At 48.8% G+C, this 16,046-nt stretch carries 8 protein-coding genes; all 8 read right to left on the reverse strand.

What is annotated here, in order from left to right:
• Positions 1-7: 7 nt before the first annotated feature.
• The 8 genes from PV783_RS31680 to PV783_RS31715 all read right to left on the reverse strand — a co-directional run bounded on the left by PV783_RS31680 (position 8) and on the right by PV783_RS31715 (position 15,933).
• A complete protein-coding gene (locus PV783_RS31680) occupies positions 8-1,546 on the reverse strand; it encodes a RagB/SusD family nutrient uptake outer membrane protein (RefSeq protein WP_079472044.1) in 1,539 nt (512 codons plus the stop codon).
• An 11-nt stretch (positions 1,547-1,557) separates the two neighbouring features.
• Positions 1,558-4,866, reverse strand: a complete 3,309-nt coding sequence (locus PV783_RS31685; RefSeq protein WP_420990808.1) for a TonB-dependent receptor — start codon at positions 4,864-4,866, stop codon at positions 1,558-1,560.
• Positions 4,867-5,065: 199 nt separating this feature from the next.
• Positions 5,066-6,265, reverse strand: a complete 1,200-nt coding sequence (locus tag PV783_RS31690; protein WP_420990809.1) for a FecR family protein — start codon at positions 6,263-6,265, stop codon at positions 5,066-5,068.
• An 83-nt stretch (positions 6,266-6,348) separates the two neighbouring features.
• A complete protein-coding gene (locus PV783_RS31695) occupies positions 6,349-6,942 on the reverse strand; it encodes an RNA polymerase sigma factor (RefSeq protein ID WP_159454408.1) in 594 nt (197 codons plus the stop codon).
• Positions 6,943-7,013: 71 nt separating this feature from the next.
• Positions 7,014-7,421 (reverse strand): L-rhamnose mutarotase, encoded by a 408-nt coding sequence (locus PV783_RS31700; RefSeq protein ID WP_420990810.1) that lies wholly within the window; start codon positions 7,419-7,421, stop codon positions 7,014-7,016.
• A gap of 279 nt (positions 7,422-7,700) precedes the next feature.
• Positions 7,701-11,150 (reverse strand): carbohydrate-binding protein, encoded by a 3,450-nt coding sequence (locus tag PV783_RS31705; protein ID WP_420990811.1) that lies wholly within the window; start codon positions 11,148-11,150, stop codon positions 7,701-7,703.
• A gap of 32 nt (positions 11,151-11,182) precedes the next feature.
• Entirely contained in the window at positions 11,183-12,631 is a 1,449-nt protein-coding gene (locus PV783_RS31710; protein WP_420990812.1) for a RagB/SusD family nutrient uptake outer membrane protein, read from the reverse strand.
• 29 nt (positions 12,632-12,660) lie between these two features.
• Positions 12,661-15,933, reverse strand: coding sequence for a TonB-dependent receptor (locus PV783_RS31715; protein ID WP_420990813.1), 3,273 nt, complete (start codon positions 15,931-15,933; stop codon positions 12,661-12,663).
• Positions 15,934-16,046: the final 113 nt, after the last annotated feature.

Raw genomic sequence — 16,046 nt, forward strand, 5'->3', positions numbered from 1 at the left:
GCGGAAGTTAGTAGCCGGGATTTTGTTTGAGTTTTGGATTCAGGTCAATTTCTCCCTGTGGAACCGGCCAGAGATAAAGGGCGTCCACAAAATGGCGGACATCCAGTTGCTGGCCCGTCATTGTTTTAATCACAGCGCCATCCATCAGCTCTTTCGCAATACCCCAGCGGCGGATATCTGAATAGTAAATACCTTCAAAGGCCAGTTCTATCCTTCTTTCGTGGCGGATAATATCACGCATCTGTTCTTTTGTTTTGCCGGCAGGGATAGCAGGCATCTCTACGCCTTTTCTTGCCCGCACCTGGTTGATGGCATTATATACCGCGGCATCCGGACCGTTTGTTTCATTCTCTGCTTCTGCATACAGTAACAGTAAATCGGCATACCGGAACACGATGTAGTTTAGCGGGGAGTCGCCCCAGTTGAAACCATCTACCGTTAATACATGCTTCCTGGGCAGGTAGCCGATGAAGGTTGATTTTGCACCACCTACTTTGATGTTGTCATAAGCAATCCCTTTCCATACGGAGCCGGGACGGATGATGGTATAATCCAGCCGCGGGTCCCTGTCTTTAAACGGGTTGGCCGCATCATACCCGGAAGCAGGATCGGTGATCATCTTCCCGTTCTTCATCTCATAACTGTTTACGAGATCCTGCGTAGGATATGCCTGGTCCCAGCCTTTTCCGAAAGAGCTTTGAGGGCCCATAAATCCATCCAGCGGGCTGCCTTCTCCCAGTCCTGGTCCGGCATATTGCACATCAAATATTACTTCCGCGTTGTTTTCTGCTGCCACATCTGTAAACATGGCTTCGTAGTTATCATACAGGCGGTACTGGCCTTTGTCGATGAGCTGTTTGGCTACTGCCGCTACCTGTTGATATTGTTTTCCCAGCAGCAGCGCTTTTGCTTTGAGCATCAGGGCAGCGCCCTGTGTAGCCCTGCCGGTATTGGCTTTATCATACACTGCAGGCAGGGATTTCACTGCTTCGTCGCATTGTGCTTCCACAAAAGTCAGCACTTCTTCGCGGGTATTTCTGCCGGGAAGCTCTGCGCCCAGTTGCAGGGTATGTTCAATAAGCGGCACGCCACCGTAATAGTCGGCCAGGTTGTAGTAAAACAGTGCGCGTAAAAACTGTGCTTCTCCCAGCAGGCGTCCCTTCAATGTTTCATCCATTTTTATACCCGGTATTTTTTCCAGCGCCAGGTTCGATTTGTAGATACCATTGTACAGCTGCACCCATTTATCATTTACGGGTGTGATAAGCGTAGGCAACAGGTTGCCTTTGGAGATACCGCCATATCCTTCGAGATAATCGCTCCAGATCCAGGCATTGGGCGTCATTCCATCCGTCATTGGGTTGTAGCCGTAAATCTGGTAGTTGTGCTGCATCTGCTCATAGATGGCAGTGATACCGGAAAGTGCATCTGCATCCGACTTCCAGAAGTTGGTATCTGAAAGCTGGTCCGAGGGTTTGGAATTCAGAAAATCTTTTGTGCATCCTGCCAGCAGGATTATATAAAGCGCAAGCGTTATTTTTTTCATGGTACACTAGTTTAGAATGAGGCATTTATTCCCAAAGAGAAAGTGCGCACATTTGGATTCTCAATCTGGTAATCGGTGTAGTTACCTGTTTCCGGGTCCAGTCCATTATATTTTGTCCAGGTGAAAGGGTTCTGCGCATCAGCATATAGCTGTATTCCTGCAATGAATGTTTTCTTCAGCCAGCCTGCCGGGAAATTATAAGAGAGCTGCATATTTTTTACTCTCAGGAAAGAGCCGTTCTGTACCCAGAAAGAAGATGCCTGCGTATTATCGCTGTTGCTGTCTGTTGTTAACCGCGGGATATCGCTGTTGGGATTATCCGTTGACCAGGCGTTGAGGAAATGGGAATTGATTTCCCGGCCGTAACGTACGGCGCTGGTGTACCACAGGTTCTGGTAATACCTTTTCACACCGGCGATGCCCTGGAACAGCACCGACAAAGAGATGCCCTTGTATCCTGCCTGGAGGGTAAGACCATAAGTATATTCAGGAATAACGCTGCCGAGGTAAGTCCGGTCGCTGCCATTGATCACACCATCCTGTTTTACGTCTTCGTATCTAAGATCGCCTGGTTTGTTGGAACCCGACAATTTTTGTTTGGCCCAGTTGTCGATATCATGCTGATTTTTAAAAGTGCCCTGCGCCTGGTAGCCGTATAATGCGCCGATAGGTAGTCCCTGTTTGATGATAGAGTTATTGCCGATACTTTGTATTACATCGGGGTTGCCCTGGAAGCGCAACACCTTATTGGTATTGTGGCTCAGGTTACTGCTAATGGCGTATTGAAAAGATCCCACGGTATTTTTATATCCGAGTGCGGCTTCCCATCCCCTGTTCTGCACTACTGCCACGTTCTGGTATGGCGGGGTAAGCGCGCCATATAAAGATGACAGTGGCAGCTGTACCAGGATGTTGCTGGTGCGGCGGTTGTACCAGTCGAATGTAATATCAAAATGTTCCCTGAACAGGCTGATGTCTGCCCCGATATCTGTGGTAGCGGTACTTTCCCAGGTGATATCCGGGTTGGGTAATGCCTTTGGCGCTAAACCGGCCGACAGGCTGTTGCCGAAAATATAGTTCTGTCCCGCTGCATACAGGCCCATGTATTGATACAGCCCGATGTTCTGGTTACCCAGTTTACCCCAGGAACCCCTGATCTTGATATCATCTACAAAAGACAGCCCTGCATTGCGGAAAAAGTTTTCCCGGCTCAATCGCCATGCGCCTGAAAACGATGGGAATATTCCCCAGCGGTTACCGGCGGCAAAGCGGGAAGATCCGTCGTAGCGCAGGTTTGCTTCCAGCAGGTATTTTTCTTTGTAGTTGTAGTTCACCCGTCCGAAGTAGGAAGACAGTGCATAGGATGACGAGGTACCTCCCACAATGGGTTGCGACAGGCCCGCACTCAGATCCCAGGTATCGTTGGAGGGGAAGCCCTGTACGCTGCCGGAAAACCAGGCATTCCTGCTGGTTTCCCTGCTGGCGCCTAATAAAACGGACACGTGATGATCCTGTGCAAATGTTTTATCGTAGTTGAGGGTAGTATAAAAAGTAAGTGCGAGACTGTTATCGTTTCTCTGATACAGTGTAGAAGGAACGGAGGCATTGCTCACGGTTACTTCATCCTTCTGGAAGTTCCAGAGGTTCTGCACAGCGCCGGAATATTTATACTGCTTGCTTTCCTTGTTATATATTTCCGCACTGCCGTTTACCTGCCATTTCAGGTCTTTCATAATTTCCCATTCGCCATATAACTTCGCAAAAGAGTATTGGCCTACCTGCGGATAAAACCAGGTATCCATATACTGCTGCGGGTTGATGGCATTGGGACTTTCATCATCCGTGTTCCTGCCGCCGTATCTTGTTACGCCGTCTTTCGCCATAGTGGGTGTTACACCTGGTACGGAGTTGGCGCTGTAATATAACAGGGTGGTTACATCAAAGGGTTCGTTCACCTTATTCCAGTAGGAGTTCAGGTTAGCGCCTATTTTTATTTTATCGCTTATTTTATGATCCATATTCAGACGCAGGGTATATTTGGTAGCGTCTGTAGATTCCATGATCCCTTTGTTATAGAGATATCCCATAGATAGATAATAATCTGTTTTCTCATTTCCACCGCTCACCGACAGGTTGTGCCGGGTGATGATGCCCTGGCCGAAGATGACATCCATCCAGTTGGTATTGGGATACAATACCCGGTCGGTGGCATTTTTCCAGGCATCGATAGTAGCGGGTTTGAAGAGGTCCGTATTACCCGGGTTATCTGCTTTCTGGATGCGGTTCATGAGCTGCATGTAGGTTACATAGTCGGTAACCGGTTCAAAGAGATGCGTAGCTTTTTGTACGCCGGCAGATCCGTTGTAGTTGATCACCGTTTTTCCTTTTTTGCCTCTTTTGGTGGTAACGAGGATTACACCGTTGGCCGCACGCGAGCCATAGATGGCAGCGGAGGCCGCATCCTTCAGAATGGAGATGCTGGCCACATCGTTAGGGTTGAGGTTATTCAGCGAGCCCACGATGCCATCGATGAGTACCAGCGGATCGGAGTTATTGAGCGTACCTACCCCGCGGATGCGCAGTACTGCGCCGTCGCGGCCTGGCTGCCCCGAAGTTTGCGATACAGAGATGCCGGCAGCGAGCCCGGACAATGCCTGTGATACATCCGTGATGGCGCGGTTTTGCAGCTGCTGGTCGTAGTTAATGGAAGATACTGAGCCGGACAGGTCTTCTTTTCGTTGTGTGCCGTAGCCTACCACCACTACTTCACTGAGGCCGGTATTGGCAGGTGAAAGCATAATATTCACCATTGTTTGCCCGGCCAGCGGTACTTCTTTCTTTATATAACCCAGGTACGAAAATACCAGCACTGCATTATCCGGTGCGCTCAGGCTGTAGTGGCCTTTTTCATCCGTAGCAATACCGGTGGAAGTGCCTTTTACCTGGATGGTAACCCCGGGCAGTGGTTTGCCGGTAACTGCGTCGGTAACGGTTCCTGTTACATTGGCCGCTGCGGGCAATACCGGTGCTTTGGGCTTTACGATGATTATTTTCTCCTGTATGGCATAATCGAGCGGTTGCCGGGCAAAGCAGATATCCAGTACATCGCGGAGTGCGGCGTTCTTTACATCGAGTGTTACAGGCACTACGTGTTGCAGGTCTTCGTTGGTATAAATAAAGTTGTAGCCGGTCTGACTCCGGATCTCAGTAAAGATCTCTTTTAAAGATATGTTCCTGCCGGATATGGTTACCTTCTGAGCGCGGGCGGTAGCACATACCTGCAGACATGCGGCGAGCAATACAATAGCTGTGAGTTGCATAACCTTTGCAGTTGAGGAATTGAGAAGGCACAGGATTCCCCTGCCTTTGAAATAAGCATTCAAATACATACATTTGATTTGGGATAAAAGATTACGGTTACCAGAAAGAATTGTTTTCTTTTGCCTTACTGACCGGGAGCATTAGGCCGCTTCCGGTTTTTTTGGCGGTTGTTACAGTCAGGTGTTCATAACTAATGTTTTAAGGTGTGACAATTATTTTTCCATTGTTCATTGTAAAGTGTACTCCGCCTGTTTTTTCGAGTACTTCCAAAACGGTTGATACATTCACATCGCGTGGGATGGAGCCGGTAAAATGACGTTGGATATTACCCCGGATCTCCACCGCTATATTGTATTCTCTTGACAATTGCCGCATTACGGTATGGATATCATCCTGCTCAAACCAGAAAAGACGGTTTTTCCAGGCCATCACGGCGTTCAGGTCGGCGTGTTTCACTACGCGGATATTCCCCTGGCTAACCACCTGTGCCTGTTCTCCTGGCTGCAGCAGTGTGGCGTTATTGCCTTCGGTTACCTTTACGGCGCCGTCGAGCAGCGTGGTATTAACGGCCGCTTCATCTTCATACGCCATGATATTAAAACTGGTACCAAGTACTGTTACCCGTAAGTTATTCACGGTAACTAAAAAAGGTTTGTCTGCATTTTTTGCCACCTCAAAGTAGGCTTCTCCGGTTAGTGTTACCTGTCTTTGCGTACCTGTGAACGCCGCCGGAAAACGCAATGTAGACGCGGCATTGAGCCATACTTTAGTACCATCTGACAGGGTTACCTGGTATTGCCCGCCACGCGGGGTGATGATGGAGTTATACAGCGGTTCTGCAGATGCGCCTGCCGCTGAACTGTACAACAGGCTTCCGCCGGCCGATTGAATGATTTGTGTTTGCCCCTGTCGGGTAAGCAGCCCGCTGGCAACGCTGTCTAAAGTCACAGACGCGCCATTAGCTAAAATCAGGATGGCCTTTTTTCCTGCCGGTGCGGCATCATTTGCAAGCGCAGGAGCAACGGTATGCTGTGCTACCTGGCTTGTGGAAGAAGAACGGGAATACCAGCGCCACCCCCCTCCTGCCAGTAACAGGAAGGCCACTGCGGCAGCCACCTGGTAAGGCAGCCACCTGTGTGTTTTTTCTTTGCGGACCGGTACCGGTGGCGTGATACGGGCAGCCACCCCGTCGATCACTTCCTTGTGCATGGCATACAGATCTTCCTCTGCCGGGTGGTCTTCTGTTCCTACCCGGTTGATCATCTCCGAAAATATTTCCCTGTATTCTTCCTTCTCCGCATACTCCATCAACAGGATGATCTCCTCTTCACTGCAACGGTTTTCCAGAAATCTGGCAAATAATTCTTTTAAAAAAGATTCATCAGGATCTTGGTTCATATCAGCTAATACGAACGAACGAAGGTTTACATTTACCCGGAAGGAAAAAAAATTCAAACCTGTTTCTGCGTGGGGAGGAATTGTTACCGCAGGATCAGGTATGCCAGCAGTATACCGGCCACATCGCGGTTGGCCATCAGCTTCTTTTGGATGGTGCTGGTAGCCTTTACGATCTGGCTGTTGACCGTGGCAGGAGAAATACCCAGCAACTCGCTTACTTCTTTATAGGTTCTGTTTTCCAGTTTGCAAAGCGTAAATATGATTTTACGCTGGGGAGGAAGATCATTTATAGCAGCCTGTATAAGGTGCATGGTTTCTTTTTCGTGCAGCCATTCTTCTGTATGCAGGTAATACTCCTGCGCCGCAGCGAGCAACTTATCCATCAAAACCTTATCCCGTTTTACTTTCCGGTAAAAATCGATCACCAGGTTATTGGCAGTGGTAAACAAATAAGAACGGAAAGATTTCTCCGGGTCAATCGCCTCATGCCGGAGCCAGGTGTTTACAAACACCTGCTGTAGCAACTCCTGGGCAAGGTCAGCTGATTTGACCAGTTTTAATAAATTGCTGTAAATACGCGGACTGTAATGGTAATAGAGGACATGAAATGCCTTTTCATCTCCCAGGGAAACGCTGGCAAGGAGCTCTTTTTCATTGTATAACTGAACGAATGACAAACGTACCGGTTTGATTACAGAGCATAAATTTAATGAAAAACCGATACGGGATGTATTAATTTTAGGCTACGTTATTCCACATGGAATACTTCTTCCATCCCCGACCATGTTTCTCCTTTAGCGGCTGCATCCGGTAAAGGAAGCTGACAGGGCGCTGTTACTTTCCACCATTGTTGGGTGGTGCTGTCCTGCTTCATCTTCTCCATATCCGCTTTGAAATCTGTACCGGTGTATTCAAAATAGCTGAACAAAAACCAGTGATCATTTATATTTTTCAGGTAGATGGAATAATTGTGGATATGACATGCTTCAATCGTTTTCAGCACGTCCGGCCATACTTTTGCATGCAGCGATTTATAGGCTTCTATCTTCTCCGGCCGGAGGCCTGTAACCATTCCGTAACGGCTGTTTTGACGGGCGGTATCTTTACAGGAGAATAAAGACAGCGATGCCGCTAATAGCAGGTGGTGAATTTTCATAATCGTGGTTTGGTTGCGAAGGTAGTGGGTGCAGGGGAATGATGTAGTGATTTCTTTGACTTATTTCAGCACGATATTGACTATATCTCCATTACTTCCCGAATGAGTCTCCAATGCCCCGGACTTGCGTATCTCATGGACTATCCATGCACTATCAATGCACTATCTCTTCTCCGGGACCGAATAATTCCGGCGTTCCTGATAGCAGGTACTGCTACCCGGTTTAAAAAAGAAGAGACGCTGACCAGCAGCGTCTCTTCTTCATAGCAAATACATCTGTCAGAGTTTAATCACCTTAAATGTAATGGCCTTAAATTCATTTTCCAGTTTAAGCAGATAAGTACCTGCCGGCAATGAACTGATGTTCTGATTGATGCGTGTTTGTCCTTTGCTGATGCGCCAGTATTTAACTACCGCACCATGCATGTCCAGCACAGAAAGCAACGTATACACCGGTTCTTTTAATTCCAGGGTAAGTTGTCCTGTTGTTGGATTTGGATAGAAGATCACCTTTTTGGTGTCTGTTGATCCGGGTGCGTACTTTAATTTTACATCGCTGTAAGCGGAAGCGATACGGGCGGAAGAAGAGTCAATGGGCGATACCGGACAGTTGTCGATGCTGAACCAGTTGAACTTAAAGGTACCCGATGTTATATGAATACCTGTATAGCTAAGTGCTGGCAACGTAATCGTGTCGCTGATGGTTTGCCATACCCCTCCGGTAGATGGCAGGGTAATGCTGCCAAAATTAAAGCCGCTGTGCCCTATCCATATCACCGACGGCGCTGTGGACGAAATCCGGAAGCTGATGGTATACTTTCCGGCTGCAGGTACATTCAACGTGTTGTAAGCAAACCAGTCGCCCCCATACATATTGGTGAAGTTCTGTCCGCCGCCAACATCCGTGCAGGCTTGCAGGATTGGCCTGGTAGAGCGGTTGGAGGTGCTTTCTGCTTCATACTTATTATTAACCGAACAGAAATTGCCAACAGTAGCGACTGCTGTAGCGCTGATAGAGTCGCGGGATGCGGTAACGGTAAAGCTACCCGGCGTATTGCCGGCTGTGAATACACCTGTTGCGCTGATCGAATTACCGGCGCCGGTGGTTGTCCATACAGGCGTAAAGGCAAAGAGGCTGTCGCGCTGATCATACCCTTTCGCCGTAAACTGCTGCGATGCACCAAACGGTACAGCAGCCGTATCCGGTGTAAGTGTAATACGCGTTAACCGGGGTGCGGCAATTACATGCACGCTGGCGGTGTCGCTCACTGTTCCCGCAGTTGCCGTGATGGTGTAATCGCCCACCACGTTAGCCTGGAACAAACCAGCTGTACTGATGCTGTTACCTGTGCCGGAAACAGACCAAACCGGGTTTACGGTGAACACGCTGCTATCCTGTCCATAGCCGGAAACCGTGTATTGTTTTGTGGCGCCGGTGATCAACGTTGCTGTATCCGGTTTAACGGTAAGCCTTGCCAGTGAAATAGAATCGGCACGGATAAAGCGCAGCCAGTTGAAGTTCCAGCCATCTTTGCCGGCCTGGATCCTGATCGTTTTCTGTCCGGGTAGTAAGCGTATAGGCGCCGACGTTACTGTGATCCAGTTTTGCCAGCCACCGCTTGCGGGGAGGGTTACAGTTTGCAGTGTAGTGGTATCCAGCATTACCTTCAGGCTGGAAACTGAATTAACAGCCACGCGGAACTGAATCCTGTATTCGCTGCTATCCGGTACACTGATATCATATTCAAGCCAGCTGCTTGATCCAATGTAGCTTACATTCAGCCCACCACCAGTATCTGATGTGGACTCGGTGCAACATACATTGCTGTTGTCGAAACTCTCGGCCTCTATTTTTGCAGGTATCGGCTTATAGTTGGCAGATCGCCGGTTGGCAATAGCCGCGGCCGTTTTGGTGACGCTGTCTACTGTTATGGTGGCGGTAATTTTAGCGGTGTCGTTCAATGTGGCGAGCCCGCCTGCCGTGATGCTGTTACCACTGCCGGTAACACTCCATACCGGTGTAACCGCCATTACATGCCCGTTCTGGTCCAGTGCTTTGACGGTGTATTGCTGCGTTTTACCGGGAAGGAACGTCAGCGTGGCGGGTGTTACCGCCACGGAGTCCAGCACGGGTGTGCCTAATCCTTTCTGGGAAATGCGTACATAATCCACCATCATGCTATCCGGCCAATCTGCTTCTACAATGCTACCTCCCATACCACCACCGATGGCAACGTTCAGTATGAGGAAAAACTTCTGGTCAAAGGGCCAGTCTTTCCAATCGGTATGCGGATTAGGATAGGTCAGCACTTTGATGCTGTCGTACAAAAACCGGATGGAGTCCGCACTCCATTCCATGCTGTACACATGATACGTGGTATCTGCATCTGGCAAAATTTTAGTGCCTGATACCTGGCCGCCATTGGTCCAGTTATGGTTTTGCGTGTGCACGGTAGACAGTACCGTACCAAAATTATTACCTACATGTTCCATTACATCCAGCTCACCGCTTTTGGGCCAGCCGCCATAAACGCTGCTGGTGGGCATCAGCCAGATAGCAGGCCAGGAGCCGCGGGCACGGGGCAACCGGGCGCGTACATCTACCCTTCCATACAGAAAGTCCATTTTGCCTTGTGTAATCAGACGGGCAGATGACCAGGGCTCGGTGGTATTTCCATTGGGGAAATCTTTCTTGCCTTTGATGATCAGCTTACCATCTTTCACACGTGCATTATCGTGCGTGGTATCTGTATACACCTGCTGTTCTCCATTGATCCAGCCTTTGGGCTGCGGATCTACTTTCCATTTGGTAACATCCGGTACGCCATCGGTATTAAATTCATCGTTGAAGATGACCGTCCAGTTGGGATTACCTTCAAACACCACATTGCCTTTTACATTGTATGCAGCAGTGTTGGCGTTTACCAGTTCCGTTCCGGCAACAGTTAGCTTTAAAATAGCCCGGGAATAATTAGCGGGTGAGTTGCCACTGAGCGTAACACGCGCAATGGTATCATTTACCCGTTGCACATTGCCGACAGTAACGCCGGGAGGCAGGTTGGTGGCGGTCCAGTTAGCCGCGGTGAGTACGGAATCAAATACGCCTCCGCGCACCGTAGCGGTGAGTACTGCGCCATTCTCGTGCCCCATTAAAATGCTGGTATCTTTTACCGTGATACCAGTTGGGTTGGGACCCTGTACCAGGTCGAAGTACAGGATACCATTGGCTTTCTTGCCATCGATATAATGTACTTCGATGCGGTTAAAATCTGTCCGTTGTTTTACGCTCTGAAAATTAAATGTTGCTTCTTCCCATTGATTGATCTGGGTTACTTTGTAGGTAAAGTACACCGCTTTGGAGTAGTTATCGCCGGGTTGCAGCTTAAACATGATCTCATCTTTCGTGCTGGCATACACCAGCATTTTAAAGGTGCTGTTGGTAGACAGGTCGAATGAATCGGTAAGGCTGCTGCCTGCACTCATGTACTCAAAGCAGGTAGTATCCTTTATGAACTTGGCTACCAGCGGACTGGTATTCAGCCCGGATACACTGGGGTTAGGCACACCGAACTGCACCTTCCCCGTAGTGGTATTACCGGCGTAGTAGGTCCACCTGCCGGAGCAGGGGCCGCTACCTTCCATGTTATCTAAAAGCAGGTATTGTGCCTGGAGCGGACCGCATAGGAACACGCCGAACAGCAACACCAAAAGTGTTGAGATGTTTTTCATAACGCTTCATTTAGGATGAGTAACCGTGGTTATTATAAATTCGGGTTTACCAATGCATCTACACCGGGTATAGGCAACCAGTAATTTGCCTGGGTGATGGCTCCGGCAGGCTGCAGATCACCGGGATCTTTACCGGCGTTGGCTGCAGCTACCTGGTCCAGTCGCACAAGATCAAACCAGCGGCTCCATTCACCTGCAAATTCCCAGGCTCTTTCATTCACCACCGCAGCAGCAAAATCAGCGCCCGACAGGTTTGCAGCCAATGGCGCCAATCCGGCCCTGTCACGCACAGCATTGATGGCTGCATATGCCTCGCTGTTGGGAGTACCGGCAGAGCGGGCCTGCGCTTCGGCGTAGATCAGCAATACATGTGCATAACGGATCATGATCACCGGGTTGTTTGACATGTATACGGCCTTATCTCCTGCCTGCTGGATCGTGAACTTTTTATAGTAAGGATGTTTGGTGGTAGTTTGCTGCCAGGGAATGGTAGTGCCGTTCACTACAAACTCCGTGGAAAAGGTGTCGTCTTTTCTTTTGCCTGCCGGGAAGTTGTTGAAGAACTTCAGCTCCGGAAAGAAATCGCTCCAGCCGCCTTCATTTTCCGGCATGGTAGAAAGACCGTAAAATGAATTGTAGGTAGACCATTGCCCGCGGGTGAAAAGCGTGAACACATCTTCCTTTGTACCACCTGCGAAGATCTTTAAAAATCCTCCCTGGTGCAGGTCGAAACCATACGCTGCTTTATTGTCTATCACTTCTTTTGCTTTAGCGGCTGCCAGTGCGTATTTCGACTGATCCTTCAGCGGCCATCCGGCTTCTGTAAGATATACATCTGCCAGCAATGCTTTCACGGAACCTTTGTTAGGTCTTCCCGGATCACGTTTGTCGTTGGGTACCCATTGTTCTGCCCTGGCCAGGTCTTCTTCTATCAATTTATAAACATCCGCAGGTTTACTTTTTTTGAGGGTAAGAAGTTCGGGAGAATAAATTTCAGTAGGAATGATGGGTACTTCTCCCCAGAAGCGGGTGAGCCAGTAATAACACAAAGCCCGCAGGAAGCTGGCTTCTCCCACAATGGTTTGTGTCTTCGCTACAGTACCATCCGTTACCCGTGTGTAGTTGTTGATGATATTGGTGGTAGACTGGATCGTTTTATAACAGCCCAGCCAGATGGGTGTCATCCTGCCATTCAGCGAGGTAACATTGAAGCGGTCAAATTCGCGGAACTCTTCTTTATTGGAACCGGGATGTGTGGTGAGATCGTCGGCGCCCATCGTCATAGCAATCTGTGATACGCTGGTGAAACCGCTGGTCCATGGCACCATTAAGCTACCATATGCGCCGGTAAGCGCTGATTCAAGTCCTGCCTGGCTGCTTAATGCCTCCGCGCCTCCTACCAAACCTCTCGGGCTTTCTGTAAGCTCCTTGCTGCAACCCGCGGCAAATAACAACGTGGCTGCGAGAAATATCTTTTTCATGTGGAATCGTTTAGTCATGTACGTTATTTTTAAAAACTGAGCGTAACGCCTCCGGTAATTGTTTTTGCATTTGGATAAGAACCGAAATCTATTCCCTGGCGGATATCACCGTCAGCGGAATTGGCTTCAGGATCTATACCGCTGTAATTGGTGATGGTGAACAGGTTAGTAGCGTTCACAAACACTTTGATACCAAGGGCATTTTTCAGTTTTGATTTTGGTATATCGTAAGACAGGCTTACATTTTTAAGACGCAGGAAATCTGCTTTTTCCAGGAAGCGGGTACTTTGTGTGAAGTTCCTGTTCGTGGAACTGAAGGCAGGGATATCTGATGTTTCGTTCACGCCGGGAATATACCTGTCTTTAATTTCAGCCAGTGTGGCTTCCCGCGCATCTCCGCCATAGTACATGGCAGCCGCGTTATTGTAATTCAGTTTTTCAAATCCGAAGAGACCCTGGAAAAACAGGTTCAATGTAAACGCTTTGTAAGTAACGGTGTTATTCCAGCCGATGGAAGTTTTCGGAATACCTGTACCTATCACGCCATAGTCATTGGCATCTATCTTTCCGTCGCTGTTGATATCGAGGTATTTTGAATCGCCTGATTTAGCGCCAAAATCCGCGGCCTTTGCATCGCCTGGTTTCCAGGTGCCCAGGTAAGTGAGGCCCCAGATAGCGCCCAGCGGCTGTCCCGGCATTACAACAAATTCGGGTTGCTGCGACATACCACCGCCAATTTTGCGGGTATTGGGATCAAAGATCATGGTCTTACCAGCGCCGATATATATTACCTTATTTTTGATAAAAGAAACATTCACGGAGCTATTCCAGTTTACGGCGCTTTTATCAATTACAGCAGCTTCCACGGATAATTCCCAACCTTTATTCTGCACGGTACCAACGTTGCGGGTAATGGTGTTATTACCCAGGTAAAGCGGCAACGTTTCGTTCAGCAGCAGGTCGCGTGTATCTTTTATAAAGTAGTCTGCCGTCAGGTTAATCCTGTTGTTTAAAAATCCAACGTCCAGACCCACATTTTTTTGCTCGGTAGTTTCCCACTTCAGATCAGGGTTACCAATATTACCCATGACGATACCGGTCAGGAAAGTGGAATTGGTAAAAGATGCCACCCTGTTGGAATAGGCCGAATAAGTAACGTAAGGATTTACGCCCTGGTTACCTGTAAGTCCCCAGCTGCCACGCAGTTTCACGGTGCTGAGCGCCGGTATTTCCTGCATAAATGGTTCATTTGAAATCACCCAACCCGCAGACACGGAAGGGAAATAGGCGAACCTGTTATCGCCACGGAACTTGGAAGAACCATCACGACGCAGCGCGGCCGAAACAAGGTATTTATCTTTATAACCATAGTTAACACGACCTACCAGGGAAAACAAGGCCCATTTGGAATAGCCGGAAGACGGGCCTCCCGCAGTACCCTGTGAGAGGTTATACCACTGGAAATTTTCGTAAGTAAGATTGGAGGCGCCGGCAGATACATAGTTATAAGTGGACTGCTGGTATTCCATTACTGCGGTTACATCAAGATTATGTACCTCATTAAATAACCTGCGGTAGTTTAAGGTGTTTGTATTCTGGAGCGTGATCTCTTTGTTGGACCGGATACTGCTGGTTGCATTGCCTGAGTTGGTGATCTTTCCGCCGAAACTTTTGTTCTCGTATCCCAGGTAGTTCACACCATACTGCAGGTGGTAGCTCAACCCTGGCAGGATTTCAAAGCGGAAACCTCCTATCATGTTAGCCAGCATTCTATCAGTTACCGCGAGACGGTCAACAGTTAATGCCACCGGGTTGGAAAAGAGGGAGCCCACCGGGTCGTTGGGTGTGAAGGTACCGTCGGCTTTTCTTACCGGTACTGTCGGCGACCAGGTGATGGCCTGCGCCAGCGGGCTGCTTGGGCCATCGGCAGGGATGTCTACATTCTGCGCGGTGCTGTAGGAACCGGTGATGTTAAGCGTGGCAGATACCCTGTCTGAAAGACGCGAGTTGATGTTAGATCTTACCGTATAACGTTTGTAAGAAGAGTTATTGATCACGCCATCCTGGTTCAGGTAGTTGCCGGAAATAAAATAACCGGATTTGTCGTTGCCACCGGCGAGGCTCAATAAATATTCCTGGCTGGGTGCAGCCCTGAAAATTTCATCCTGCCAGTTGGTACCGCCATTAGTGCGGTAGCCTGCTACCTGCTCGTCTGTAAATGGTTTCGTGGTGCCTACCGCCGTAGCGTGTGCGTTGGCAGTTTCCGCAAAATCACCGGCATTCAGCAGGTCCAGTTTTTTAATAACGGTGGAAGAAGAAAAACGGCTGGTAAGATTCACTTTTAAAGCGCCTTTGCTGCCTTTCTTCGTGGTAACAATAATAACACCGTTGGAACCACGGCTACCATAAATAGCGGTGGCAGATGCATCTTTCAACACCTGGATAGATTCAATATCATCCGGGTTGATGGCAAAAAATTCAGCTCCTACAAAACCATCCACTACGTATATGGGGCCATTGTTGCTGGTAATGGAGTTGGCGCCGCGGATACGGATTCTCACAGCACCGCCGGGAGAACCGGCCGCATTGGTTACCTGTACACCCGCTGCCCTGCCCTGTAACACCTGGTCCAGGCGATTTACGGGCTGGTCTTTAAACGATGCCGCGGTTACCGTGGTGATAGCGTTGGTGAGTGTTCCTCTTTTTTGTTCTCCATAACCTACTACTACCAGTTCATTCATACTGGAAGCGCTGGACTGGAGTATAACCGGCAGCTCGCTTTTGGCGCCTACCGGTACTTCCTCTTTATTATAACCAATGGATGAAACAATCAGTATTGCATTTTCGGTTGGTACGGTGATGGTGTACTCGCCGTTTTCATTTGTTACCACGCCTCTGCTGGTACCTTTTACCTGCACCGTTACGCCGGGCAGGGGTTCTCCTTTTGCGTTGGTGATACGCCCTTTCACTTCCTTGTCTGGCGGTGCGTTTGCGGGTGTTACCGGCGCGCCTTTCCGTTTAATAACAATCACCTTATCTGTGATTGTATAAGTGAGTGGCTGATCCAGGAAACAGGCGTCCAGCGCTTCCTGCAGGGAAGCGTCTTTCAGTTGCAGGCTAATTTTGCTGATGTGAAGCAGTTGTTCATCGGTATACAAAAAAGTATAGCCGGTTTGCTTTCTGATCTCTTTAAAGGCCTTGTCCAGGGATATGTTACGTTGCGATAAGGTAACTGTTTGTGAATACCCGGCTGCATGTACCTCCAGTAGGGTAATGGTCATCAAAAGCACCGTTAATTTCATAATCAGGAACGTTTTTACTGATAATCGTGGAAATTTTTTGACCCACGCAGGGCTTGGTTGCCCGCTTTGGGAAAAAAGCGTCAATTGCATACATTTGTGTAGTTTGGGTTGAT

It is taken from the genome of Chitinophaga sp. CC14 (assembly GCF_048957795.1).
Taxonomy (GTDB): Bacteria; Bacteroidota; Bacteroidia; order Chitinophagales; family Chitinophagaceae; genus Chitinophaga; species Chitinophaga ginsengisegetis.

Coding starts and splice junctions, on each gene's coding strand:
- PV783_RS31680 (WP_079472044.1), bottom strand. CDS start 1,546: ATGAAAAAAATAACGCTTGCGCTTTATATAATCCTGCTGGCAGGATGC.
- PV783_RS31685 (WP_420990808.1), bottom strand. CDS start 4,866: ATGCAACTCACAGCTATTGTATTGCTCGCCGCATGTCTGCAGGTATGT.
- PV783_RS31690 (WP_420990809.1), bottom strand. CDS start 6,265: ATGAACCAAGATCCTGATGAATCTTTTTTAAAAGAATTATTTGCCAGA.
- PV783_RS31700 (WP_420990810.1), bottom strand. CDS start 7,421: ATGAAAATTCACCACCTGCTATTAGCGGCATCGCTGTCTTTATTCTCC.
- PV783_RS31705 (WP_420990811.1), bottom strand. CDS start 11,150: ATGAAAAACATCTCAACACTTTTGGTGTTGCTGTTCGGCGTGTTCCTA.
- PV783_RS31710 (WP_420990812.1), bottom strand. CDS start 12,631: ATGAAAAAGATATTTCTCGCAGCCACGTTGTTATTTGCCGCGGGTTGC.
- PV783_RS31715 (WP_420990813.1), bottom strand. CDS start 15,933: ATGAAATTAACGGTGCTTTTGATGACCATTACCCTACTGGAGGTACAT.